At 35.9% G+C, this 25,460-nt stretch carries 20 protein-coding genes and 1 pseudogene; 10 read left to right on the top strand and 11 right to left on the bottom strand.

The features are described 5' to 3' along the window. Window positions 1–7: 7 nt before the first annotated feature. Together dnaK and AsFPU1_RS05980 are read left to right on the top strand one after the other, a co-directional pair. A complete protein-coding gene (gene dnaK / locus AsFPU1_RS05985) occupies window positions 8–2,029 on the top strand; it encodes a molecular chaperone DnaK (protein WP_124973872.1) in 2,022 nt (673 codons plus the stop codon). A gap of 8 nt (window positions 2,030–2,037) precedes the next feature. After that, entirely contained in the window at window positions 2,038–4,287 is a 2,250-nt protein-coding gene (locus tag AsFPU1_RS05980; RefSeq protein ID WP_124973870.1) for a glycoside hydrolase 5 family protein, read from the top strand. Between the two features lie 247 nt (window positions 4,288–4,534). Here the strand turns inward: AsFPU1_RS05980 and AsFPU1_RS05975 are convergent, their stop codons facing one another. From AsFPU1_RS05975 to AsFPU1_RS05935, 8 genes are all read right to left on the bottom strand, one after another. Then, the gene (locus AsFPU1_RS05975) at window positions 4,535–5,737 is read right to left on the bottom strand and encodes a chromate transporter (RefSeq protein ID WP_124973868.1); all 1,203 of its coding nucleotides are present in this window, start codon (window positions 5,735–5,737) and stop codon (window positions 4,535–4,537) included. A 70-nt stretch (window positions 5,738–5,807) separates the two neighbouring features. Further along, complete coding sequence (locus AsFPU1_RS05970; protein ID WP_124973866.1) at window positions 5,808–6,677, bottom strand: Tab2/Atab2 family RNA-binding protein; 870 nt, start codon at window positions 6,675–6,677, stop codon at window positions 5,808–5,810. A gap of 55 nt (window positions 6,678–6,732) precedes the next feature. Further along, window positions 6,733–8,304, bottom strand: a complete 1,572-nt coding sequence (locus AsFPU1_RS05965; protein ID WP_124973863.1) for a glycosyltransferase family 39 protein — start codon at window positions 8,302–8,304, stop codon at window positions 6,733–6,735. A gap of 29 nt (window positions 8,305–8,333) precedes the next feature. Then, complete coding sequence (locus tag AsFPU1_RS05960) at window positions 8,334–9,311, bottom strand: glycosyltransferase family 2 protein (RefSeq protein WP_124973861.1); 978 nt, start codon at window positions 9,309–9,311, stop codon at window positions 8,334–8,336. A gap of 137 nt (window positions 9,312–9,448) precedes the next feature. Then, the gene (locus AsFPU1_RS05955; RefSeq protein ID WP_124973859.1) at window positions 9,449–10,150 is read right to left on the bottom strand and encodes a DUF8619 family protein; all 702 of its coding nucleotides are present in this window, start codon (window positions 10,148–10,150) and stop codon (window positions 9,449–9,451) included. Between the two features lie 674 nt (window positions 10,151–10,824). Further along, entirely contained in the window at window positions 10,825–11,661 is an 837-nt protein-coding gene (locus tag AsFPU1_RS05945) for a DUF3598 family protein (protein WP_124973857.1), read from the bottom strand. Between the two features lie 191 nt (window positions 11,662–11,852). Further along, a complete protein-coding gene (locus AsFPU1_RS05940) occupies window positions 11,853–13,826 on the bottom strand; it encodes a bifunctional aldolase/short-chain dehydrogenase (protein ID WP_124973855.1) in 1,974 nt (657 codons plus the stop codon). A gap of 324 nt (window positions 13,827–14,150) precedes the next feature. Continuing rightward, entirely contained in the window at window positions 14,151–14,309 is a 159-nt protein-coding gene (locus tag AsFPU1_RS05935) for a short-chain dehydrogenase (RefSeq protein ID WP_124973853.1), read from the bottom strand. Window positions 14,310–14,700: 391 nt separating this feature from the next. Between AsFPU1_RS05935 and AsFPU1_RS05930 the strand changes: the two are divergent. Further along, window positions 14,701–15,928 (top strand): annotated as a pseudogene (locus AsFPU1_RS05930) (LL-diaminopimelate aminotransferase). Between the two features lie 265 nt (window positions 15,929–16,193). Here AsFPU1_RS05930 and AsFPU1_RS22980 read toward each other — a convergent pair. Continuing rightward, window positions 16,194–16,928, bottom strand: a complete 735-nt coding sequence (locus tag AsFPU1_RS22980; RefSeq protein WP_227873472.1) for a HepT-like ribonuclease domain-containing protein — start codon at window positions 16,926–16,928, stop codon at window positions 16,194–16,196. A gap of 226 nt (window positions 16,929–17,154) precedes the next feature. Between AsFPU1_RS22980 and AsFPU1_RS05915 the strand changes: the two genes are divergently transcribed. The 5 genes from AsFPU1_RS05915 to AsFPU1_RS05895 all read left to right on the top strand — a co-directional run bounded on the left by AsFPU1_RS05915 (window position 17,155) and on the right by AsFPU1_RS05895 (window position 22,412). Then, window positions 17,155–18,393, top strand: a complete 1,239-nt coding sequence (locus AsFPU1_RS05915; RefSeq protein WP_124973849.1) for a lipid-A-disaccharide synthase-related protein — start codon at window positions 17,155–17,157, stop codon at window positions 18,391–18,393. Continuing rightward, entirely contained in the window at window positions 18,390–20,132 is a 1,743-nt protein-coding gene (locus AsFPU1_RS05910) for an ABC transporter ATP-binding protein (RefSeq protein ID WP_124973847.1), read from the top strand. Before AsFPU1_RS05915 ends, AsFPU1_RS05910 begins: the two co-directional genes overlap by 4 nt. A gap of 184 nt (window positions 20,133–20,316) precedes the next feature. After that, window positions 20,317–21,081, top strand: coding sequence for a TIGR04255 family protein (locus AsFPU1_RS05905; protein WP_124973845.1), 765 nt, complete (start codon window positions 20,317–20,319; stop codon window positions 21,079–21,081). Between the two features lie 4 nt (window positions 21,082–21,085). Continuing rightward, window positions 21,086–22,006, top strand: coding sequence for a hypothetical protein (locus tag AsFPU1_RS05900; protein WP_124973843.1), 921 nt, complete (start codon window positions 21,086–21,088; stop codon window positions 22,004–22,006). Further along, complete coding sequence (locus tag AsFPU1_RS05895; protein ID WP_124973841.1) at window positions 21,993–22,412, top strand: type II toxin-antitoxin system VapC family toxin; 420 nt, start codon at window positions 21,993–21,995, stop codon at window positions 22,410–22,412. The genes AsFPU1_RS05900 and AsFPU1_RS05895 overlap by 14 nt, the downstream gene beginning before the upstream one ends. A gap of 125 nt (window positions 22,413–22,537) precedes the next feature. On the opposite strand, the gene pirA is transcribed toward AsFPU1_RS05895, so the two are convergent. Then, complete coding sequence (pirA, locus tag AsFPU1_RS22510) at window positions 22,538–22,699, bottom strand: arginine synthesis PII-interacting regulator PirA (RefSeq protein ID WP_172957480.1); 162 nt, start codon at window positions 22,697–22,699, stop codon at window positions 22,538–22,540. 124 nt (window positions 22,700–22,823) lie between these two features. Here pirA and AsFPU1_RS05890 point away from each other — a divergent pair, with 124 nt between their 5' ends. Both AsFPU1_RS05890 and AsFPU1_RS05885 read left to right on the top strand, forming a co-directional pair. Then, entirely contained in the window at window positions 22,824–22,991 is a 168-nt protein-coding gene (locus AsFPU1_RS05890; RefSeq protein ID WP_124973839.1) for an SAM-dependent chlorinase/fluorinase, read from the top strand. Between the two features lie 696 nt (window positions 22,992–23,687). After that, window positions 23,688–24,230 (top strand): late competence development ComFB family protein, encoded by a 543-nt coding sequence (locus AsFPU1_RS05885; RefSeq protein WP_124973837.1) that lies wholly within the window; start codon window positions 23,688–23,690, stop codon window positions 24,228–24,230. A gap of 184 nt (window positions 24,231–24,414) precedes the next feature. On the opposite strand, the gene AsFPU1_RS05880 is transcribed toward AsFPU1_RS05885, so the two are convergent. After that, on the bottom strand, window positions 24,415–25,329 hold the full coding sequence (locus AsFPU1_RS05880; protein ID WP_124973835.1) for a histone deacetylase family protein: 915 nt from the start codon (window positions 25,327–25,329) through the stop codon (window positions 24,415–24,417). Window positions 25,330–25,460 lie beyond the last annotated feature (131 nt).

The raw sequence follows: 25,460 nt of genomic DNA, 5'->3' as shown, positions 1-25,460 counted from the left end.
GATTACTATGGGTAAAGTCATTGGAATTGACCTAGGGACGACCAATAGTTGCGTCGCTGTCCTTGAAGGTGGGAAACCCATAGTGATTCCTAATTCAGAAGGGGGACGTACAACCCCTAGTATTGTTGGGTTTGGCAAGAATAATCAACGTCTGGTGGGTCAACTGGCTAAACGTCAGCTTGTGACTAATGCCGAAAATACGATCTATAGTATTAAAAGATTTATTGGACGACGGTGGGAAGAAACCCAAGAAGAGCGATCGCGGGTTCCTTATGAATGTCTCAAAAGTCGAGATGATACTGTCAGCGTGCAAATTCGGGGACAGCAGTTTAGTTCTCAAGAAATTTCCGCTATGATTCTACAAAAATTAAAATTAGATGCGGAGAACTATTTAGGAGAACCCGTCAGTGAAGCGGTTATTACCGTTCCGGCCTACTTTACAGATGCTCAACGTCAGGCAACCAAAGACGCAGGAACCATTGCCGGATTAGAGGTACTACGGATTATTAATGAACCGACGGCCGCTGCTTTAGCTTATGGGTTAGACAAACAAAATGAAGAACAGTTTATTCTGGTGTTTGATTTGGGAGGGGGAACCTTTGATGTCTCCATCCTGGAATTGGGTAATGGGGTCTTTGAAGTTAAAGCAACTTGTGGGAATAACCATTTAGGAGGGGATGATTTTGATAATGCGGTTGTTCGCTGGATGGTGGACACCTTTAAAACCAAAGAAAAAATTGATCTGAGTACGGATAAGATGGCCATGCAACGCCTCAGAGAAGCCGCAGAAAAGTCTAAAATTGAATTATCCTCCATGCTTACCACGTCTATTAATCTGCCCTTTATTACAGCCGATGAAAATGGCCCCAAACATCTCGAAACCGAACTAACTCGCGCTCAATTTGAAGATCTGACCAAACAGTTGACCCAAGCTACTATAGAACCACTCAATCAAGCATTACAAGATTGTGAAATTGAGCCTAAACAATTAGAACGGGTACTCTTAGTGGGGGGATCAACGCGAATGCCCGCCATTCATCGTATTATTCAACAAATATTTCCTAATAGTCAACTAGAACGCTCGATTAACCCGGATGAAGCGGTGGCCTTAGGGGCCGCTATTCAAGGAGGGGTATTAGGGGGCGAAGTAGAAGATATCTTATTACTGGATGTAACCCCCCTATCTTTAGGTATTGAAACCCTGGGAGAAGTTTTCACCAAAATTATTGAACGCAATACTACCATTCCCACCAGTAAATCTCAAGTATTTTCTACGGCCACAGATGGACAAACTTCCGTAGAAATTCATGTACTTCAGGGAGAACGGGCCATGGCCAAAGATAATCGCAGTTTGGGAAAATGTCTCTTGGCCGGTATTCCTCCTGCACCTAGGGGCATTCCTCAAATTGACGTTAGTTTTGATATTGATGTCAATGGCATTCTCAAAGTTTCGGCTCAAGATCAGGGAACCGGCCGAGAACAGACGATTGTTGTTAGTCATACTGGAGGACTTAAATCAAACGAAATTGACCGAATGCAGCAGGATGCTGAAAAATATGCGGAAAAAGATCGTCGTCGTGTTCAGATTATTGAATTGAGAAATCAAGCAGATAGTCTTTTCTATACTTACGAAACCACTGTCAGGGAAAACAGAGAAAATATTCGAGAAGAACTAATATTTCAGAGCAAACAAAAAAAAGAACAACTCGAAGCGGCCTTACAAAATTCGGGAGTCAGTCTAGAAACATTAAAATCTTATCTAGATGAGTTTCGACAAATGATTTTGAGTATTGGGGCAGAAGTTTATCAGAAAATTAGTCCAGGGACGAGTTATAATACTTTTAATACATTAGGAGAACTCCTCGAAACAGAACTTGATCCTAATCAAACTCAGTCTTTAGATCCGACAATGCGCTACACATCAAGTAATCCTCTAGAGAAGAAGGAAACAGAACTAGATGATCTTGAACTGACCTTTAGTTTTGATGATGATGAAACTATTGCTAATGATTATGAAGCCGTGGATTAACACAAAAAATGTTAGCTAATTATTCCCAAACTAAGCTTTATTTAGGCTTGTTTTTACTCTTATTAACTCCATCTTGTACGGCCCCTACTGAGTCGTCTGTCCCTTCTCCCGAAAATAGTTGGGAGTTTCAACCAGCACCTGACCAATACGATAAAAAAGCCTTACTTGATTTACGTTATCTCAATGAGAAAATGGCGGGAGAATCAGGATTTATTCGTCTTTCTGCTGATGGACGAGATTTCCTTAAAGGAGATGGCAAACCCATTCGATTTTGGGCTGTAAATTCAGATGTTTGGCACAAAGAAGGACAAGCAGAATTACAAGATAATGCCCGTTTTTTGGCTAAACGAGGGGTTAATATGGTGCGTTGGCATGGTCAAATTGCTGCTAAAATTAAGGATTCTCAATTAACAGATATTGACGAAAAAGCAAGAGAAAAATTATGGCAATATGTAGCTGCCATGAAACAACAGGGAATTTATCTAACCCTTTCTCCTTACTATGCTAACATTCTTAAACCTCAGTCTAATTGGGGAATACCCCGCGATAGTTCATCCCTTCACGGACTCCTATTTTTTGATCCTAAATTACAATCCGCATATAAAATTTGGTTACGGAAGTTATTAGAACCTGTTAATCCTTATACGGGTATTCCTCTTAAAGATGATCCCGCGATCGCTATTATTCAACTACAAAATGAAGATTCTTTATTATTTTGGACAATTAGTCAAGTAAAAGGGCGAGATCTAGATATTTTAAGTGGTCAATTTGCTCAATGGTTAAGCAAAAAATATGGTTCTTTAACTAATGCATCTATTGCTTGGGAAAAAGAATCCGTTAAAGGAGACAATTTTGCCGAAAAATTAGTAAGATTTTATCCAATTTCGGAGATGACTCAATCACAAAACCCTAATTCGGGTAAAGGAAAAAGACTCGCAGATCAAACCCAATTCTACACCGAAACTATGAGGAATTTTAACGGAGAGATGGCTCAATTTTTACGAAAAGATATCGGGGCCAAACAATTAATTAATGCAGGTAACTGGAAAACGGCTGATCCTGTTCGTCTTAATGATGCTGAACGCTATTCTTACACAACAACTGAAGTAATTGGGGTTAACCGCTACTATAACGGAGGTATACATCAAGGAGAATTCAGTGGTTGGGCCATTGTTAATGGGGATAAGTTTACAAATGAGTCAGTTTTGTTCAATCCTCTCGATTTTCCCCTCAATATCAAGCAGGTAGCTGGCCATCCTACCATTATTCCCGAAACTTCTTGGGTTCCTCCTTTGGGGTATCAGTCAGAAGGGCCATTTCTAGTCAGTGTCTTTCAGTCTTTGACAGGGATAGATGGGGTTTATTGGTTTTCTATGAAAGAACCCCAATGGCAAAAACCTTCATCAGCTAATGGATTTATGCCTTCTCTGGGTAAATGGATTATTAATACTCCAGAACTATTGGGCAATTTTCCTGCTGCTTCGTTAATGTATCGTCAGGGTTATATTCAAACTGGAAAGAGAGTAGTTGAAGAAAAACGTTCTTTTGAGGATTTGTGGCAACGTCAAATTCCTGCGATCGCGGAAACTCGAAGTTTTGATCCTAACCGAGATCAAGAGGTAACAAATCAAGATTCTGAGAATAAAATAGTTAATCCTTTGGCATTTTTAGTGGGGCCAACAGAGGTAACATATCAGAATCAAGCGTCTAAAAATGAAGTAGTAAATTTTCAATCTTATATTGATGAAAAAGCCCAAATTATTCGTTCTATTACGGGAGAAATTGTCTGGGATTATGGGAAAGGAATCTGTCAACTTGATACCCCAAAAGCACAAGGTGTCACAGGATTTTTAGACAAGGTTAAGGAGATTAAATTAAAAGATAGTGTCATCACTTCAAATAATAATTATGCTACGGTTTTAATAGTATCAATGGATAATAAACCCCTAACGAACTCCAAAAAAATTCTAGTGCAAGTGGGAACGATAGCACGTTCAACCGGATGGCAAGAAAAAGCTATATCTTGGAAAGATAAACAGGGAAACTCTGTCTCAGGGTTGCAGGTCATTAATTATGGTCAGGCCCCCTGGAGATTAATTAATAATGACCTAACTATCACAATTAATAATCCTAATCTAACTCAAGGAACTATTGTTGATTCCAATGGTTTAGCGGAAGGAAAAGTATCTTTACAAGGCAATATTAAACAAGTATCTTTTAAGTTTCCTGCCAATGCTAAATACTTAATTCTTGAATAAGTTGAGTTAAATTTTAAGGTTCTACCGGACTTGTTATGTTAAACTAATAATTAATAAAAGGCTAAAGCCTTATCCTATAGAAACAAAGTCCACCTTCGTGGACAGCCATTATAGTTTGCGTAGGTAACTGTTTGGTAGGGGTCAACGGCCGTCATTGGTGTCAACTTAAGGTGAAAGTCCTTTATTTGTAATAATAAAGCATAACTTTTCCGGTAGAACCGAATAAGTTGAGTTAAATTTTAATTATCTATCCGAACCATTGCCACAGTAAACCTACTACTCCCCCAGCCAAAATTAGCCAAACAGAATTAACCTGAAAATAGAATAATCCCAAGGCACTGAATACAGCTAAAATGATGGTTAAACTATCAATAAGTGTTGCGTATCCAAGGGTATAAGTAACAACGACCATTAATCCCAAAGAAGCAGGATTAACCCCATCTAAAAACCCACTTGTCCAAGGAGATTGACGCAATTTATTTACCCAAGGATTAATGATTCCTACTAAAATAAAAGCAGGTAGAAAAATACCAACAGTTCCCGCGATCGCCCCGGCATTTCCTGCTAATAAATAACCGATAAATGTAGCAGTTGTAAAAACAGGGCCAGGAGTTATTTGGCCAATAGCAATAGCATCTAGTAACTGTTGTTCTTGTAACCATCCTGTGCGTTCTACTAAGTCTTTTTGTAAAAACGCTAATAAAACATAACCACTGCCATATAAAACTGATCCTACTTTGAGAAAAAACAGGAAAATTCGCCACCAATTTGCAGAAAATTCTGGAGTATAATTAACTTTTGTGGCAAGATAAGAAAAAGGTAATAAAAAAGAACTAATTATTCCAGATTTTCCCCAATTTTTGATAATCATTACACCTAAACCAGCTAATATTAAAAGCAAAACTTCATTAATTCCTAACCCAAATGCCCCAATAATAATTATACAAGTAATCCCTGTTGAAATATCTTTAATTGCTTTACGTCCTAATTTCCATAAAGCTTGGAGAACAATCACAATAATGACAGGTTTAATTCCATAAAGTAACCCTTCAACTTGGGGGATACTCTGATAGCGTACATAGATAATTGCCAGTAACCAAACTAATAAAAATGCTGGTAAAATAAAGAAGAATCCCGCAATAATTAGACCTCGCCAACCCGCCCTTTCATAGCCAATATGAATAGCTAATTCTGTGGAATTTGGCCCAGGAATTAGGTGAGTTATTCCTAATAAGTCTAACATTTTTTCACGGGTTATCCACTGACGATTTTTAACGATTTCATCTTCCATCATTGCAATATGAGCAACCGGGCCTCCAAAAGCAATTAATCCTAATTGACTAAACACTAAAACAAGTTCTTTTAACCGTTGTTTTTTTTGTTGAGAATTTAGTTGAGCATAAGCAACATATTCAAGATTGGGAAAATTTTGTTCAGTTTCTTGAGGCATAATATTAATTCGACCAACTTAATAATTCCAATAAATGGTGTTCGTGTGTTTTAACGCGAACACCAATTCTTTAAGGTTCTTTGAGTAACCAAAACCCGGCAAAAGACTCTGTTTCAGGACTTGATTGAACGGCCAAAAAATGAACCTGTTGCGCCTTTTGTTTAGCGGTTTCAAACCCGTTGGCCTCCGCTAAAGTTTGTGCATCAGTAAAACTAGCTAAAATCCAACTATCACTCATACCTGTTTCTAGACGAAGGATAGGCCGGGGTTTATCTTCAACTTTAAGATAGCCGATTTCTAGCCCTGACAGCCAACCCGCTAAGGGAAGGGCCCGTTGGGAAAAAATAATAAACCCAGGAATTCGCATTTGTGGGTTGACATCTGCCAAAGATAAGGGGAAAGACTCACCAAAACCTATCTCCCACTCATTCATCTCGGAGAAAGCCTCAGCTTCGAGACTGACAAAAGCCCATTTATCCGCTTTATCCCCTCTCACAGCATCCGGTAGAGCAATGGCATTTAAAGGGGGATAGGCTACTGAACCTGACTGAGCCGCCTTTATATCATACCCTGGCTGAGTAGGATAAAATTCGGTCATCCGTTGAGCTAAACAATGGTTTAAGGTATAGGTGCGGCGACTAGGGGCAGCAGGAATTCCAGCATCTTCACAAGCTTTGACGATCATATTATTCATTTGACGACGGAAGAAGCGGATTTTTTGCGGGGTTTCTCCTGCTTGAGTGATCGCTTTTTCAATAGCTTGTTTTAACCAGAGAGAATTAACTGTCTGACTCGAACAAAATTCACTATATTTGAAGATAGTATCGAGCGATCGCCCTACGACTAAGGGGGACTCACAGATGACCACTTCCCAGAGTTTTTTTTGATTTTCATCCAAAATTGGCCGCGAATAAAAATCCAGTTCCCAGATTGTTCCCATGAGTAGATTTTAATCTTTAAATATTCATTAATTGTCAATTATTAATTGTCAATTGTCAATTCAGGAAACACCAGAAAAACTTAAAGGTCATAAATATGGCTAGAAATAAAGCTAATATCCAAACCAAAAACAAAAACCATACTATGTCGTCTAGCTGCGGGTTATTTTTAGCTTCTTGTTGAAACACAAATGGGAAAAAGCTAAACTTATTAAATTCTTCTAATGTCTTTTGATCTTTGGGATGATTAGCAATACATCGATTAGAGATGGATGAATTAAATTTACAAGCTATATTAGTGATTCTTTGAGATAAACGAAAATCAAGTCGAGAGCCAGGAAATCCTATTTGAGTTTGGTATATTTCTAAATTAAAAGGCATTGCAACTGAAGAAAAATTGACTAATAAAGCAATAATAATAATACCTTTCATTAACCATTTTTTAAGAGGTTTAGATAATAATAAATCTTGATAAAATATCCCTAATAAAGGAATCAGTAATAAATGAACAGAAGTGACATGATAGCGTGCGGCCCAAGCATGATCAGAATGCCAAAAGTAAAATTTGCTATAAGCAAATAAATGGAGTAATAAATTTAATCCTGCTGTTAGCAAATACCATTGCAGATAAAAAGATAATCTTTTCCAATAATTAATGGCTAACAGCAAACAAGGCAAGAGAAATGGATCATAAATAAAAATACTTTTAGCGGGAGAAATAAAGGGGCCAATTACACCCACATAAGGTTCATTAATCAAAGGATAATTAGCAGGAAGTTGAGGCATTCCTTTCCAGAGAGGGTCGGTTGCTAATTGAAGTTTTTCAACCTTTTTGCCACTCAAAAAAAACCCACCATATCGAAGATAATCAGAAATTCTGCCCACAAGAGTCAAAGGAATTAAACCAATAGTCCAAATAATCAGGGGTTTAACTAATTTTAATAATTCTTGACCTCTAGTTTGATAAATTAAAGATCCTACTAAAAACAAACCTACAGTAAAAACATGAATTGGAGAGGTAATTCTGATTAGTATACTACCTCCTAATACCAATCCACTTATAAAAAGCCAACGATAATTTTTCGATTGCACATAGGCAAAAGCGGCCGCATAACCCAGAGTAACACACAACAGAACTTGATTATTTTGTTGATGTACTTGAGCATAGTGTAAAATCGTCGTTCCCAGAAGACAAGTAAGACTAGCTAATCCTGAAATCTTGTCAGGAAACTCGAACAATTTTAAGAACCAATAAATTGATAAAACTAAAGCAATATTAAGGGGAATAAAAATCAAAAAACTAACAGCGAACTCTCGCCATTTTTCTTCTTCCATAATAGGAAATAAGTTATATAATTGAGTTCCTACCCAATCTCCAGGAAGCATAAGCATAGACTGTCCTTGTTCATAGGCAATATAACGTTTACCATCTATTCCTATTACTCCAAAGCGGATATCTCCTCTAATTTTTGCGGGTGTATCAAGAGGTATTTTTATTTCTTGTGTCCCTGTCCACCAAGCATGGGACATATCTAACCTTAGTTCCGTATCGAGTACCCCAAGGGTTCCAGAATTGATAACAATTAGCCACAATAAAGAAATTATAGCAATCTTAATCGAAGTTTTCATGGCTTAATTTTGGAGAATCAAATATCAGTTTAAGGATTGTCTAAATTCGGCGCAGGATGCAATAGATAAGTCATGCGTTTCATTTCTCGACGACCTCTAGCCACAGAATCTAAAATTAGTCCACAAGTTAGACTTAAAAAAGCTAATAACATAATTGAAGCAGCTAAAATAGCGGTAGGTTGTCTAGGAACTAATCCAGTAGCGACATATTCGCTAAAAATCGGTAATCCTAACCCCATTGAAATTAAGCCCAATACTAAAAATACCATACCAAAAAATAAAAAAGGACGGGCTTCTTTAAATAATAAAATAGCTGTTCCTAAGACTCGCCAACCATCAGTAAAGGTTTTTAATTTGCTTTCTGAACCTGGAGGTCTTGACCCATATAATATATATTCTTCAGCAAAAGGAAGCTTTAGTTCTAGGGCATGTACTGTAAATTCTGTTTCAATTTCAAACCCACTAGAAAGGGCAGGAAAAGATTTAACAAAACGACGGGAAAATATCCGATAACCGGACAACATATCTTTAAGTTGCGCGCCAAATAATAATTGAACCACACCCTTGAGAAAAATGTTACCCTCCCGATGCCCTAGACGATAAGCTTCTTTATCTTTCGCCTCAGAACGACGCGCCCCCACTACCATATCGAGATGACTGTCTAAAAGACGCTGTATGAGTCGTCCAATAGCAGAGACTTCATAGGTGTTATCTCCATCGACTAAGACATAAATATCCGCCTCAATATCAGCAAACATCCGTCTAATGACATTTCCCTTACCCGGTTGGGGTTCATAACGGACGATGGCATCAGTAGACTTAGCCTGATCTACGGTATCATCTGTAGAGCGATTATCATATACATAAATTTGAGCTTCTGGTAACTCTTGGCGAAACCCTTTAACCACTTGAGCAATAGTTAGGCCTTCATTACGACAAGGAATTAATACGGCAACCCGATGGCTAATACGAGCCATTGTAGCAGGTTCATCGCGATGATCTAGCATTTTTGTGTAAAAGTTTTTCTTATTGAGGTTTAGACTTTAGCTGTTGAACAAAGTTCCTTTCTAGCTTTTTCAATAACTTTACTTTATTTTTTCGTTTTTGGCTGCTACATAAAACTGTACTTTCGTTTAATTATAGTCTAATCTAATCGTTTACGTCTTTTAGTTGTGGGAGGACGGCGACGAGTGGTATTTCTGGGACTACCCCCCAACTCAGTACGAACCTCTTTAAATACATCTCGCCGTAAATAGGGATAATCTCCGACCCAAAGGTTATACTGAGGCAAATAAACATCTGTAATTTTATCAATTCGACTGAGATCAGGTTGCTTTGATAATATTAGCATTTCAGCGATTTGTCCGGGAACAATTCCTTTATAAATACGCTTTACTGGAGCTTGTACTGTTGCTCGAAATCCTTCTTGATCTCCTACTTCTATATTAATACGTCGCTCTCGATTTTCAATCACAACTAATTCTCCCCATTTATTGACATTTTGTTCCTCTCTTACTAATTCTTCGGTGATAAAAACGTCTAGGACTTCACCGCGCCAAAATCCACTATAAGGCAACCTTCGATAGGTTCCATTGCGAATACTGGCCCAAAAAACAGGCGACCATAACCAATAAAGTCCTGCAATAATATCAAAAATTAGTTTAACAGTTTGTCCTCCTGGCCCTAACAGTTTTCCTATGAGCCAAAAAACGGTTAAAGCGACAACAGAAATTAATAGTTTTCTTAAAACATCTCGCAATTTTCCCCAATAATGAGCATATTGAGGCCCTGTAGCAATAGGTGGGATAATTTGTTCAAATGCTTCACGAGTCAGAGGAACTAGCATTGATTTTTTAAGAATTTAGTGTCTTATATATTATTATTTTAATATAATTTAGGATTAAGGATAACATGATTTATCTATTAATGGGTGTTTCTGGGTCAGGTAAAACAACTATTGGCCAACAACTCAGGGATAAATTAGCTTGTAATTTCTATGAATTATGAATTATGAATTATGAATTATGAATTATGAATTATGAATTATGAATTATGAATTATGAATTATGAATTATGAATTATGAATTATGAATTATGAATTATGAATTATGAATTATGAATTATGAATTATGAATTATGAATTATGAATTATGAATTATGAATTATGAATTATGAATTATGAATTATGAATTATGAATTATGAATTATGAATTATGAATTATGAATTATGAATTATGAATTATGAATTATGAATTATGAATTATGAATTATGAATTATGAATTATGAATTATGAATTATGAATTATGAATTATGAATTATGAATTATGAATTATGAATTATGAATTATGAATTATGAATTATGAATTATGAATTATGAATTATGAATTATAAATTATGAATTATAAATTATGAATTATGAATTATAAATTATGAACTGTTTAATTCTTAAACTCCTATTTTCAGGAAGATTATTATTATACTTAAAAATTGTAAGTTAAGCTATCCCAACTCAACATAAATTAATCAACTTTATGTTCAATGACATGAGTGGAAGCAGTCCAAGCACCTGTAGCATCATAATGACGAATTAAACGCTGACGTTCTTTCGTATTAACTAACCAACCTACTTCTAAAAAAAAAGGTTGTCTCAATTTTAATTTTAAAGGAACATTAGTAGATGCACCATCAGCTAATAATAAGATTTGTCTAGGAATTTCTCCTTGTTCAAAGTGCAGTTTATTATCTTCAATTCGTGCTATGGACGTAATAGTTTGATTCTCAAATGTTAATTGTTGTTGTATATGTGTATCGTCAATTTTTTTGACTTCTAAGGAAGTTTGACAACTCTGTAATGGTCGAAAGTCTGGGGAAGCAGTACAAGCAATTCCTTCCCATTTTCCTAATAATTGATCTAATGTTAACTGGGGACGTTCCTGAGCATCGGTTCCACTGCGAAATTCCCGAATTAGGGTAATACTTGAAAATTCTCCTTGAGTATCAAAGAGAAGCACAGAACGCAAACGGCGATCATCTTTTATAAAGCCAAATTCTGCCCCAAAATCAGAAAAAGGAGCTAATTGTAAAGACCCTTTAGAAAAGGTTCCGGTTTCAAAGAAAATAAGCTGTTTTCCCATTGTACGATATTCTTGTTGATAGTCTTGAGCAGGGGTTTGATCATAACCACCTGGGCCAAAACGACGAACACGAAACCGCACTAATTTATTATCTTCTAACCCTTCTAAATTAATAATTGATGGGGTAGAACTAATAATATTTCCTTGAGTAGAAATTACCGTAAATGACCCTTTCCATTCTCCTAGATTTTTGAGAAAATTTTTCCAGTTATTTTCAATCATATTTAGACACCTACTTACATTGATAATAATATATGTTTTGCGGTAAATTGTCTATCATAAAATATTGCTAAAAAAGGTATCTCGGAGTTACAATACTTAAGATGAAGGGTTACGACGCACTTTGAAAATTATTAGTTTTGTTATTAAAATTATAACCGCGTGTAACCCACCCTACTAGGATAAGATCTCTGTTAAATAACCCTTTCATTTCCTCCATCTAACGGAATTTGGGCTGCTGTTGTTTTGGCAAACAAACTATCACACATAAAAGCAGCTAATTCTGCTACATCTTGACTGGTTACTTCCACTTTTAAAACATTATTAGTTTTATATTCTTGCACTGTTAAACCATAATGTTTAGCCCTTGCTTCTAATACTTCTTCTGTCCAAATTCCTGTATCAAATACCCCGTTAGGATGAATAGAATTAAGACGAATATTGTCTTTACCCCATTCTAAGGCGGCTACACGAGTTAATTGATTTAAGGCTGCTTTGGAGGCAGAATAAGCTGCCACCCCTGGGCCGGGGGCCGGAACGTTTTTCGAGCCAATAACGACGATTCTACCACCTTTAGGAGCTAATTTCAGGAAGGGGTGAACCTCTCGCATTAACACTAAATTAGCATCCAGATTAATGCTCATAATACGTCGCCATTGCTCACTAGAAAGGGTTTCGATGGGACAAGCAGCAGGGAAAATACCCGCATTAAGAATCACCATATCTAAACCACCAAACCTTTGTACAGTGGTTTCTATGGCGTTTTTAATAGCGGTTTCATCGGTGATATCGCAGGGAATACCATAAAAGTCAGGGCGTTTATACAAATCGGTGATAGCCTCATTAATATCGAGGCCCACCACTGCGGCCCCCCGTTGCAATAAAGCGTTAACACAAGCTTTACCAATACCGGATGCTGCACCCGTTACTAAGGCAATTTCTCCCGAAAAAACGGACGGTTTGCCCCCTTTTGCCAATTTTGCCTGTTCTAATTCCCAATATTCCACATCAAAGAGATCTGGAGCTGATAAGGCTTGATATCCGCCTAAAAATGTAGATCTTTCGATAATTTCGATGGTATGCTCGTAAATATCGGCAACTATGGCGGCATCTTTAGCATTACGTCCGATCGCTCCTAATCCTAATTCGGGATCTAAAATTATTCTGGGGGCAGGATCAAGCATGGTTTTAGGGTCTTTAGCTTGAGTTATATGGGTCTTAAAGTAGGTTTCATAGGCGTTTACATATCCCTGTACGTCCTGTCCTAATAAGGGCAAAATTTTAGTGCGAATGACATGATCTGGGGTTGCGGGGCCTTGTTGAGAAATGGTTTGAATATCTTCTCTTTGAACAAATCTTAAGTATTTTTCTTGACGATGAAAGGTTAAAATAACAGGAAATCCGGCTGCTTGGGAAACTTCATAACGTAACTTAGCAATGGGATGAGTTAAACTTTTTTGAGGTGGAATAATTGAAGAATAAGAAATATTCCAAGCTTGATTTTTTTGTAAATATTCTTCTGCTTGACTAACTAATTCAATCATCTTTTCATAAGCGTCTTGGGCAGTTTCTCCAAAGGAAAAAATGCCATGATTCATTAATACCATGCCTATGGTTTTTTCCTGAGCTTGAATTGTCCATTCTTGAGCGCATAAACGGGCTAAATCAAAGCCTGGCATAATATAGGGAATAATGACTACTTTATCCCCATATAGTTCTTCAATTCTTTTTCTTCCTTCTGCTGTATTGGTGATAGTAACTACTGCATCTGCATGGGTATGATCAACATATTTATGAGGTAGAATAGCATGAAGTATGGTTTCTACTGAAGGAGATGGGGCAGTTGATTTGATCATCTGGGTTTTGAGTTCATTCACCATCTGAGAATCAGATAAACTTGGCAGTTTTGCTAATTTTAATAGATGGGGTATTTTGACTCCTGAAAATCCAGCTTCTTCTATGGTGGCTAAGTCCCAACCACTTCCTTTAACATAGAGAATATCTTCTGTTTCACCAACTAAGTTTTCTTGACGAATCTTAACGGAAGTATTGCCACCTCCATGTAACACTAAAGACGGATTTTGTCCTAATAATCGGGATGTATAGACTCGTAATCCTAATTCGCCGCGATATTTAGCCGCTTCTTGGTCATTCCACAAACTTTTCATCGACTTCCTAGTAGATTGGTTTGAGATGTTAAATTCTCTACCATCATACCTTAAAAACAGAGTTGGTATTAAATCGGTATATGAAATTAATTACATAAAATTTGTCAGGGCCGGTTTTTGTAGGGGCGGGTTTTTTACTGGATTTATGATTATCACAAAAAAATTGAATAAACCCGCCCCTCTTTTATGATTATCACAAAAAAATTGAATAAACCCTCCCCGATTACATGATGCTGACAAAAAAGTCAAATAAATTCGTCCCTTATTACAATTATTACAATTAGTATTTGTTGGGTTTCGTTCCTCAACCCAACCTACTATTTATTAAGGGGATTGTCTAAGTAAAAAATTATTATCTAATAAGGCATCTTCCCAGTCAAGTAATGGGTCGGCAATGAATTCATTTTCTTCTAGTAATTGGAATATGAATTGTTCATAGCTTGCTAATGTCGCAAATTCCCATTTATTCTGAGTTATTTCCATTTTTATGTCCTGGGCTTTTAAGCTTTTGAATTATTACTTATATGATTGAAATTGACTTAAGTAATATTCAGTCTAGATTGTTCGCTAAAATTAGTCATCAGAAAAATCTCTGATTATTATTTATTTATTTATTACTTATTACTTAGATAAGGGGGAATCATTAGCAGTAAGCTTAGTAAGTACCGTGCGCAAAATTAATTGCACAGCCAGGGCGGGTTTTGATATAGTCGTAATGGTTAAGTAACAAAGGTAGTAGGGGCGGGTTTATTTAACTTTTTTGTGAGAATCATTAATTTATGTAAAAAACCAGCCCCTACAAAAACCAGCCCCTACAAAATTTGTCTAATTAATTTTGTCTACCTACTTATTGGCATTTCTAATGATCTAACATATGGCAACTATCAACGACAATTATCTCAAACTCAAAGCAGGATACCTTTTCCCTGAAATAGCAAGACGGGTAAACGCCTTCGCTGAAGCTAACTCCGATGCTAAAATCATTAAACTGGGTATTGGTGACGTAACTGAACCTCTGCCCGAAGCGTGTCGCACCGCTATGATTAAAGCAGTTGAAGATATGGGCGATCGCAGCAGTTTCAAAGGTTATGGCCCCGAACAGGGTTACGGATGGTTGCGGGAAACTATCGCTGCCCATGATTTCCAAGCTAGAGGATGTGATATAGATGCTTCTGAAATCTTCATCTCCGACGGTTCTAAATGCGATACAGGCAACATTCTCGATATTTTTGGCAAAAATAACAAAATTGCGGTAACAGACCCCGTATATCCCGTTTATGTGGATACTAATGTTATGGCTGGTAATACGGGAAATATCAACGAAAAAGGAGAATATGACGGGTTAGTTTATTTACCTATCACTACCGAAAACAAATTTATTGCAGAGATACCGACTCAAAAAGTTGACCTCATTTATCTGTGTTTCCCTAATAACCCGACCGGGGCCACTGCAACAAAAGAGTACCTTAAAGCTTGGGTAGACTATGCTTTGGGTCATGGATCAATTATCTTGTTTGATGCGGCCTTACGAAGCATTTATCACCGATCCTAGCTTACCCCATTCTATCTATGAAATTGAAGGGGCCAGAGACTGCGCTATTGAGTTTCGGTCTTTTTCCAAAAATGCCGGGTTTACGGGGACTCGTTGCGCTTTAACTGTTGTTCCCAAAACCTTAAAAGCTAAAGCTTTAGACGCTTCTGAGGTAGAATTATGGAAGTTGTGGAACCGTCGCCAATCTACCAAATTTAACGGGGTTTCCTATATTGTGCAACGGGGGGCCGAGGCGGTTTATTCTGAGGCAGGAAAGGCGCAAGTTAACGCCTTAGTTAGCTTTTATTTAGAAAATGCTAAAATTATCTGTGAGCAACTTACTGGCGCAGGGTTTGAGGTATATGGAGGAGTCAATGCCCCTTATATTTGGCTAAAAACCCCCAATAATCTGTCAAGTTGGGATTTCTTTGATAAATTATTACAGACTGTCCATGTAGTGGGAACTCCAGGATCAGGTTTTGGGGCAGCAGGAGAGGGTTATTTCCGCATTTCTGCCTTTAATAGTCGGGAAAATGTGCAAGAAGCGATGAAACGCATTACAGCTAAGTAATGGACAATTGAGAATTATAGCATCTTGACTGTTAGAGCGAAAAATGGGTAGGGGCATAATATATTATGTCCCTACGAAACTAAAATAACAATTAATAACAGACCTTATGCCTGATCCTATAAAAACGATCCTCCGACGAACGCGGACTAAATTCTAGGTTGCGTAGGCAACCTTTGTTTGTATAGCTTAACTCTTTAGAGTTAAAGTCTATTATTTTTAATAATTTAGCATAACTTGTCCGGTAGAACCGCAATGCCAATCTTTTTTATCTTTCTTTTTCTTCCGTTGGCAATAACGGTTCAATCATTGCCAAAAATTCAGGAATTCTATTGTTCATCACATCCCCAACAATTTCTAAATTAATTTGATCATATTTATGGGTTAAAATATCGCGCATTCCTGCTATCCTTTTCCAAGGAACATGAGGATGCTGTTGACGAAATTCAGGGGAAAGACGTTTAACTGCTTCTTCTAAAATAGCTATTTGATACAAAATAGCTGACTGTTTAATTATATCATTTTCTAAGTCATTTTGAGTAATATCTTGAGAAATTGTTATAATATTACGAGCAAAACGAGCAATATCCAATAAAGTTGCTAAATCTCTTGACATAGATTTTTGTGAGTTTAATTTATCATTAACATTGATATCTAATGCTGTCAATTTGTCTGGATTATTATCTGAAATAAAGATATTTTTTGCTGTGCCTAAAATTTCTTGACGACGTAACCAATTAGGACTTTTTTCGATAGTTTCTTTGTCAATCAAATCTATTTTTCTCTGAAAAATTTCCTCTAATTCTTCTTGCATCTTGAGAATATCAAAAATATTATAATTAGTTTGAGTCGCAAAGCTAACTAAAATATCAACATCACTATCATCCCCAAAATCCGAACGTAAAATAGACCCGAATAATGATAATTCTCTAATTTGCCAATGTTGACAAAAATCGATTATTTGTTCTTGGGGTAAAAGAATTTTAACAGTAGAATAAGCCATAATTTTAATTATTACAGACAAAAGCTACTAAATCAGCTTCACCGATGGTTAATTCCTGACGGACTCGTGACCCTGTAGATAATGGGCAAGCTTCTCAACTTTATATCTGTTTTATCTGGTGTGCATTGTATCATAGAGTTTACGCAAAATTCATCCCCTTAATCAATCGGGGGACTTTTTGGGGAAGAAAGTTAAACTTTAAAAAACTGTTAAAGGAAATTACCCTATGCCTTCCTCGTCGAAACGAGTTTTATTTATTAGTAATGGTCATGGAGAGGACAACCATTCCTCTTATGTCATAGAAACCCTATTAGAATTGTGTCCTACCTTGGATGTAGCCGCTATGCCCATTGTAGGCGAAGGTAACGCCTATCGTCGGTTAAACGTTCCTATTATTGGCCCCACGCAAAATATGCCTTCTGGGGGATTTTCCTATATTAACCGTTTTCGTCTGCTAACGGATCTCAAAGCGGGTCTAGTAGGACTCACCTGGGAACAATTAAAAGCTGTTTGGCAATATGCCCCCACCTGTGACCTAATTATGGCTACAGGAGACACCATATCTCAAGGATTTGCTTATTCTACCGGATATCGTTATGTTTCCTTCATTTCTTGTCTGTCTGCCCTTTATGAAGGCAATTTATATATTGGCCCCTTTATTGGTCAATTCTTGCGATCGCCAAAATGTTTAGCAGTTATTACCAGAGATCCTTACACAGCCCAAGATTTAAAGCAACAAGGATTCTCTAAAGCCAAATTTGGCGGTATTCCTTCTCTAGATAAACTTAATCCGACAGGAATTGATTTACAACTAAATCCCAATCATCCTATGATAGCCCTGCTTCCAGGTTCTCGTCTACCTGAAGCCATTCGTAACTTTACTTTACAACTCAAACTGGTCTTAGAAATTGTCAAAGTCATGGGGGTCGAGAATATCCAATTTAGGGCCGCCTTAGTGCCAAAAATAATGACAGAATTGCCCGAAATTGCCACTTCTGAAGGCTGGGAATATACAGAGGGCAAATTGACCTATAAAACCGATCAAGGGACGGCTGAGGTCTTATTTTATGCAGATGCTTTCAGTGACATTTTACATAATTGTACCCTAATGTTAGGCATGGCGGGATTAGCGGTAGATCAAGGCATTGCTTTAGGCAAACCTGTTATTCAAGTACCTGGAGAAGGACCTCAATTTACCTATCAATTTGCCGAGGCCCAAACCCGACTTATTGGCAGTTGCGCCCAAACTATTGGAACGGGGGCCGCAACTGCCCAAACCTTACGGGAGGCAGCCCAATGTGTGGCCAAAACCGTTGCTGATAAAGATTATTTGGCCGCTTGTGTGGAACAGGGAAAAAATCGTTTTGGCCCTCCAGGGGCCTCTATCAGAATTGCCAATCTTCTGTTAAATTATCTGGGAGTGAATCATGAAGATTTAGCAGTGAGTAGTGATCGGTTAATATGAAAACTCGTTCTAGTTGGTGGCAAATATTGCCTTATTTGTGGCCACAATGGCCCTTATTAGTTAAAGGATTTATCTGTATTTTAGGATTTGTCCTGGTAACATTATGTTTGCCTTTTTTAGCGGGTCAAGTCTCTTTATATATGGGACAAGGAAAGGTTGAACAAGTAGCCTATTGGTTAGGGTTAGGAACCCTCGCTTTTTTTCTTCGGGGCATTTTTCAATACGGTCAAAATATTTTTATGATCAATGCTTCTTTAGAGATGGTTTTAAATGTGCGTAACGCTGTTTATGCCCATCTTCATAGATTAGGATTAGATTATTTTGAAACTACAAAAACTGGAGATTTGACCTATCGTTTAACGGAAGATATTGACAAGGTTGGGGAAGTTGTGGATAAATTATCTCATCAATTTGTCTCTAATGCTTTGCAATTAATTGTTATTCCAGCTTATATGTTTTATCTGAACTGGCAGTTGACTATTGCTAGTTTAATTTTAGCTCCTTTAATGGCAACTTTGGTCAGTCAGTTTGGAGAAAAATTATTAATTTTATCCCGTCGCAGTCAAAATCAAATTTCTAATCTTTCTGCTTTACTAACAGAAATTTTTAGCGGTATTCGAGTTGTTAAAGCTTTCGCTGCCCAAGATTATGAGGTGAAACGGTTTAATCAAGAAGCTAAACAAAATCGTAATGCTAGATATCGGGCAGAAAAATTAAAAGCTACTCAATATCCGGTGGTGGGATTTTTAGAAGCAATTAGTATTATGTCCCTATTTTTGATTGGGGGTTGGCAAATTTCTCAAGGTAATTTAAGGTCAGAAGAATTTGTGAGTTATTTAGCCGCAGTTGCTATATTACTTCATCCTATTGATTTAATGACTAGCAATTATAATGAGTTTAAACAAGCAGAAGCATCGGTTGATCGCATTTTCGAATTAATGGCTGAACAACCCACAGTTATAGAAAAAGATAATGCTTTAACGTTGCCTCATGTTACGGGAAAAGTAGAATATTCTCAGGTTAGTTTTGCTTATAAACCAGATCAACCTGTATTAAGAAATCTTAGTTTATTAGCAGAACCTGGACAAATTATCGCTTTAGTTGGGTCTTCTGGTGCAGGAAAAACGACTTTAGTTAATTTATTACCCCGTTTTTATGATCCTCAAGATGGAGAAATATTAATTGATGGAATTGATATTAAAGATGTTAGTTTAACCAGTCTTCGTCGTCAAATTGGTATCGTTCCTCAAGAAACTACTTTATTTTCAGGAACTATTGCTCAAAATATTGCTTATGGACAAGAGGAATTAGATTATCCTGCTATTGAAAAAGCGGCAAAAATTGCTAATGCTCATTCTTTTATTATGGGCTTTTCTCAAGGTTATCATACTTGGGTCGGAGAACGGGGTGTTAACTTATCTGGAGGACAAAAACAAAGAATTGCGATCGCAAGGGCCGTGTTATTAAATCCTCGTATTATGATACTAGATGAAGCTACATCTGCTTTAGATTCTGAGTCGGAAGCTTTGGTACAAGAAGCGTTAGAAAGGGTAATGGAAAATCGGACGGTTTTTGTTATTGCTCATCGGTTAAGTACAGTACGTCGTGCTGATTGTATTTTAGTGTTAGAAAAAGGACAAGTAGTAGAGTCAGGAACTCATCATGAATTATTAGAAAAAGAAGGGCGTTATGCTCAGTTTTATAAGCAACAATACACCAAAGGTTCAGAGGAATTTTAGATTAATTTTTAATAAATAGGACTTAAGTAGTAATATACCGTGTAGGGGCTTAATGGCATTAAGCCCTGACATTTAAGGTAATCTTTAGGGTATTAGCTTAATCTATATTTGGATAAAATAACTTTTTATGATATAATAAATCACTAAAGGATTTACTATTGACTATGGCTCAGTTGTATCTAAAATGAATACGATCACGTTTAACAAGTTACCAATATTTGAGATTATTTTTGGGGTAGAATTTGAGACAATCAGTTTTTCTTCAGCTTATCTTGGGTTATATTGGGAAACCATTAAAGATAGATTTCCTGAAACGGAAGATCAATCTGGTAATTTTGAAGATGAAACTTCTTTATTTGGCAATAGTGTCAGTGTAGTTTCGTTTGCTAATTTTGAATCTGATCGGTTAATTAAATTTAGTAATAGTAGCTTTCTTTATAGTTACATTAGACCAAATGATGACAATAATATTGACTTTAAGGATATTTTACAAGAATTTATTGATGAATGGCATAATTTTAAATCTTGGTATTCAAAATTATATTTAGATGACGAACCATTACTATTGAACTTAAAAAGTTACAATTTTAATTTTGTGTGTTTAATTGATAAAGATTTAGAATGGTCTACTCCTAAAGATAATCCTAAGATTTTTAAATTCATTAATAATATTGAAGAATTAGATAATGAATTAGAATTATTTGATTTTAAATTAATGTTGAGATTGCCGAATTCTTTAGGAGTTGTCCATATATCTTCTGAGCAAAGAATAAGATTAGAAGATGAATCTATGGTAAAATTTTTAATTTTATCATCTAAGAGTATGGAAGAATTTATTTATGATGATGATGATTTTAATCTCAGTGATTGGTTAACCTCTATTTATGAGTATAACCTTGAATATTTGATGAAATTAACCACAGAAAAATTACAGGAGAAATGGAGGTAAGATTATGATTAAAACTCCCATGCGTCCAGAATATAAAACATTGAGTAAGGGTGATAACTTATCTGAAAGTTATACTCTCAAGGGATATGGAGGAGTATGTTTAGGTTCTATATCAGAAAATGTTAAGAAAACGCAGCAAATCAGAATTTTAACATCTGATGAAATGCGACAAACTGTACATAACACAAGAGAAGGAGTTGTTAAAAGTAAAAGAATTTTCATTTTGGTAAACATTTCTTCTGGTTTTCAGAAACCTGTAGACTTTTATTCAAACCTAGCTAAAATCAAAGAATATTTTAATGCTTCTCCTCAAGAAAGAGTTAGCATCAAAAAATCTTGTGCTAAACATATACAAACGACAGAAGACGTATTAACCGTATTATATTTAGGTAATTCACCTGATTTTAAGGATGCTTATGATGGTGCAGTTGCGCTTCTTGCAGAATGTAAACAACTGGTTTTAAGTCAAAGTATTCAAGTATTTCGTCAGAAATTAATTCACAAATATCTAGTTTTTACTGAAGAATATAAACTAGAGATTTTAATTAAAAGTGTTTCTTGTGCTTCTTTAATTTCCTCAGCAAGAAAGTTAGAATTAATTACGAGTCTATTTGTTAGAAACTTAGGGAGATTAACTAAACTAACGTTAATTGATGCTCTTATTATCCTAGAAGATGAAGTGAATAAAAAACTAATTGAGGTTTACTTAGAACACTTCACTTCTGATAAAGAATCAGATGAATATGTTCGAGTTGCTGCTCAAAAAGCAATATCTGAGAATAAAAATAACCAACAAGAAAAAACACTATATGATAAATTTGAGGAAAGTGGATTAATAGGGTTTTGTTCTGTTGAAGAAGATTTATCAACAACCTATAAACAAGTTTTATCAGACACATTAAACGCTAAATATGATCATTGTTGATACAGGATTTTGGTTAGCATTGATTGATCAAAAAGACAATTATCACCAAATTGCCACACAAGCGTTAAAACAATACAATGAACCTTTAATTACAACCTGGCCTGTTATCACAGAAACTTGTCATCTTTTATTGAAACGTAAAGGAAGTAATTCTCAAATTCTTTTTATTAATAATCTTGATCAAGGATTATTTACAATTTTCGACTTAACAACTAATTCTACATCTCGTATTGCGCAACTGATGAAACAATATGAAAACCTTCCAATGGATTTAGCTGATGCTTCCTTAGTTATTTTAGCTGAACATTTAGGACATGGCCGCATTTTTTCGGTAGATCAACGAGATTTTAATACTTATCGCTGGAAACAAAACTTGCCTTTTGAGAATCTGCTAAGTACAATATAAATTTAAGAGACGGACTAACCTAATAATAGATTAAAATCCGCCTCTTTAGTACAATTTATAACCGTACTCATCAACTGCATTAAAGATTTTTTTATATAATTTTGCCTTGAGTTGATGATATTGGTTTAACTAAGACGTAAATAATTAGCCTCAACTTCAAGTTGATGTACTAATTTCTCGTTACCCGATGCTCTAGCGACTTCTAGACGGTGTTTTAAGCTTTTTCGTAAGCTTTCTCGATGAATTTGGGCAGCGTGAGCAATATTTTCTGAGTTAATTATGTTCATAATGGACATCTCCTTTTTCACTTTTGTGCCTTATCTTCATCTCTAACATAACATCTGACTAATCTTTTGTAGCTATTGTTACCAAATCTTTATAATTGTGTCAACTTTGCTCCCTGATAGGAAAATGTCTAAAATCAGTGTGATCGTCTTCCTGACTGATTTTGGCTTAAAAGACGGTTACGTGGAAATGATGAAAGGGGCGATCGCCAAAATTAACCTCCACTTAAGTATTAATGAATGCCTATCCTTACTTTCCCATAGGAACCGTATAAGCTGTCACGCATTTAATTGACCTGTTGTGACTGCATGGGAGCAGGGAGCTTCGGAGCTTCGGAGAGGGGGTTTTAACGTCTGTACCAAAGTTCAAAATAAGCGGTTTAAATGCACAACAGCTTAGGTCGCAGTAGTTGATCCAGGAGTAGGCAATCCAATTTGTCCAAGGGTATTTAGTAAGCTGTTGTGCATTTAAACTGCTTATTGGTTAAATGCAAGAAAAAAGCTACAATCCTCTTCCATGAAAGCCTTTTGCTTTTTGCCTTTTGCCTTGCTAAAACGCATTGTAAATGCGTTTTAGCTTAGGGCCCGATAATGGATTACTCACTCTTTATTGAGGGAAATTTTATTATCTCATTTCTCCGTAATTTCTAGCAAGAATCATTAACAGGTTTCAGATATTTTCCGAATTTTTACTGATAAAAAAAAGCTTTTTTTTAAAGATTTAATAAAGACATTAAGTATTTTGTTGAAGATTTTATAACTCTAATTATTTTTTCAAATATGCTGGACAATTATTATTTTTTTGCGTATAATTAAGGAGAACCACAAAGCTTATTTCTTAGTTAATCCGTATTTCTCCGGATCAACCTTTAACGAGCTTTTAAATTCGTCAAATACGAGGTTCAGTTTTTTTGTCACTCCCTAATTAACGAAGGAAAATAGACAAATAACTGTTGGTTTCATTGACAACTTAACCCTAAAGGTTTTTAATATGAAACAGTATCTAGACAATTGTGCAAGAATCCATGTTAATATCATGGAAATTCTCGTTAAGGAGGAGATTGAGAAACAACTCAAATGTTATCCTAAAGCGTTGAAAGCTTACTTTAATACTATTGAGATAGAAACTCATGCTCTTAATCGTTTGCCTGCTCTTTATGCCTCTAGTAAAATAGGAGAAGAACAGCAAAAAAGATTAGGAAAAAAGAGATATCAAGAACAAATTAAATCTGCTGTACGTCGTGCTATAGCAGCAATTGAACGAGATCCATTAAGAAAATCAACTCCGTTGATTTCAGAAGAAAATACTCAGTATCAAATTGCTAATAATGCTTTAAAAAGATTAGAAAAATTACTCAAAGATTATCAATTAATTAATGAAAATGAGGATCTTTGTTGGCATAATTTAACTTCATTAGTACGACAAGGTCTTAATAAAATTATTCACAAAGAAAATTTACAATCTCAACCATTTGTATCTGTTTCAGAAAGTTTTAATAGGGGCTATTTTCAGAGTTCAGAAGATCCTCATTAGTCTTTGTCTTCCAATATTTGTGCTAGGGTAAGCTAACTGATATTAGTTAGCTTTTTTTCTTTGATTCAGTTTAATAAATAAGATTTTAGAGAAACAAAAAAAATCTTATCTAAAGTTAAATTATTAATATAGCAATAAGTTATGATAGGAGGATATAGAGTTGGGTTTCGTTCCTCAACCCAACCTACGAAAGCAACAGGGAAACTTCTTTAGCTGCTCGATGTAATAAAGAATGACGATAAACTAGGCTATTGATATCTTTAGTATAACCTCCACCTATGACACTAGCAACGGGATAACCAGCAGCAAGACAAACACTTAAGACCTGCATTTCTCGACGATATAAACCTCTATCAGTTAAAGACAATTTTCCTAACTTATCCTTGACATGAGTATCAACTCCTGCATCATATAATACTAAATCTGGTTTAAATTGAGATAATACATCAGGTAAATTTTGAGCTAAAATTTGTAAATAACTTTCATCGTCTAAACCTTCAGGTAAAGGAATATCTAAATCACTTTTTTGTTTAATTGCTGGAAAATTTATATCACAGTGCATGGAAAAAGTAAACACAGTGGGATCATCTTGAAAAATGTAAGCAGTACCATCTCCTTGATGCACATCAAGATCCACAATTAACACTTTTTTAACTAAATTTAACTGTTGTAAAAAACGAGCAGCGATCGCTAAATCATTAAAAATACAAAACCCTGAACCATAACTAGGAAAAGCGTGATGAGTTCCCCCTGCTGTATTACAAGCTAACCCATACTTTAGAGCTAATTTAGCCGTTAAAATAGTCCCTCCGACAGCGATCAAAGTCCGTTTAACTAATAAGTCACTCCAAGGTAAACCGATACGTCGTTGTGCTTTAGCATCGAGAGTTCCTTGACAATAAGCTGTTATATAATCAGAAGTATGAATTAATTCTAGGACTTGTTGTAGAGGGAATTCTGGTGTATAAACATTTTCAGGTTTAATAATTTCATCTGCCAATAATAATTCATACAACAGGCGAAATTTAGACATGGGAAAACGATGTCCATCAGGAAGAGGGACAACATATTGAGGATGATAAACAATGGGTAAATTCATTAAAGATAGGCTTAATAATATTAAGCCCCTACAGTCAAGATCTTATGATTGAGAACCTCGATAAATACGTTGTGCTTGTTCAGTTGAAATATGTTCATATCCTGGTATAGAAGATGAACTTTTACCATTAC

Source organism: Aphanothece sacrum FPU1 (assembly GCF_003864295.1).
GTDB lineage: Bacteria > Cyanobacteriota > Cyanobacteriia > Cyanobacteriales > Microcystaceae > Aphanothece_B > Aphanothece_B sacrum.
This window is presented reverse-complemented; position numbering and strand designations above follow the sequence as displayed.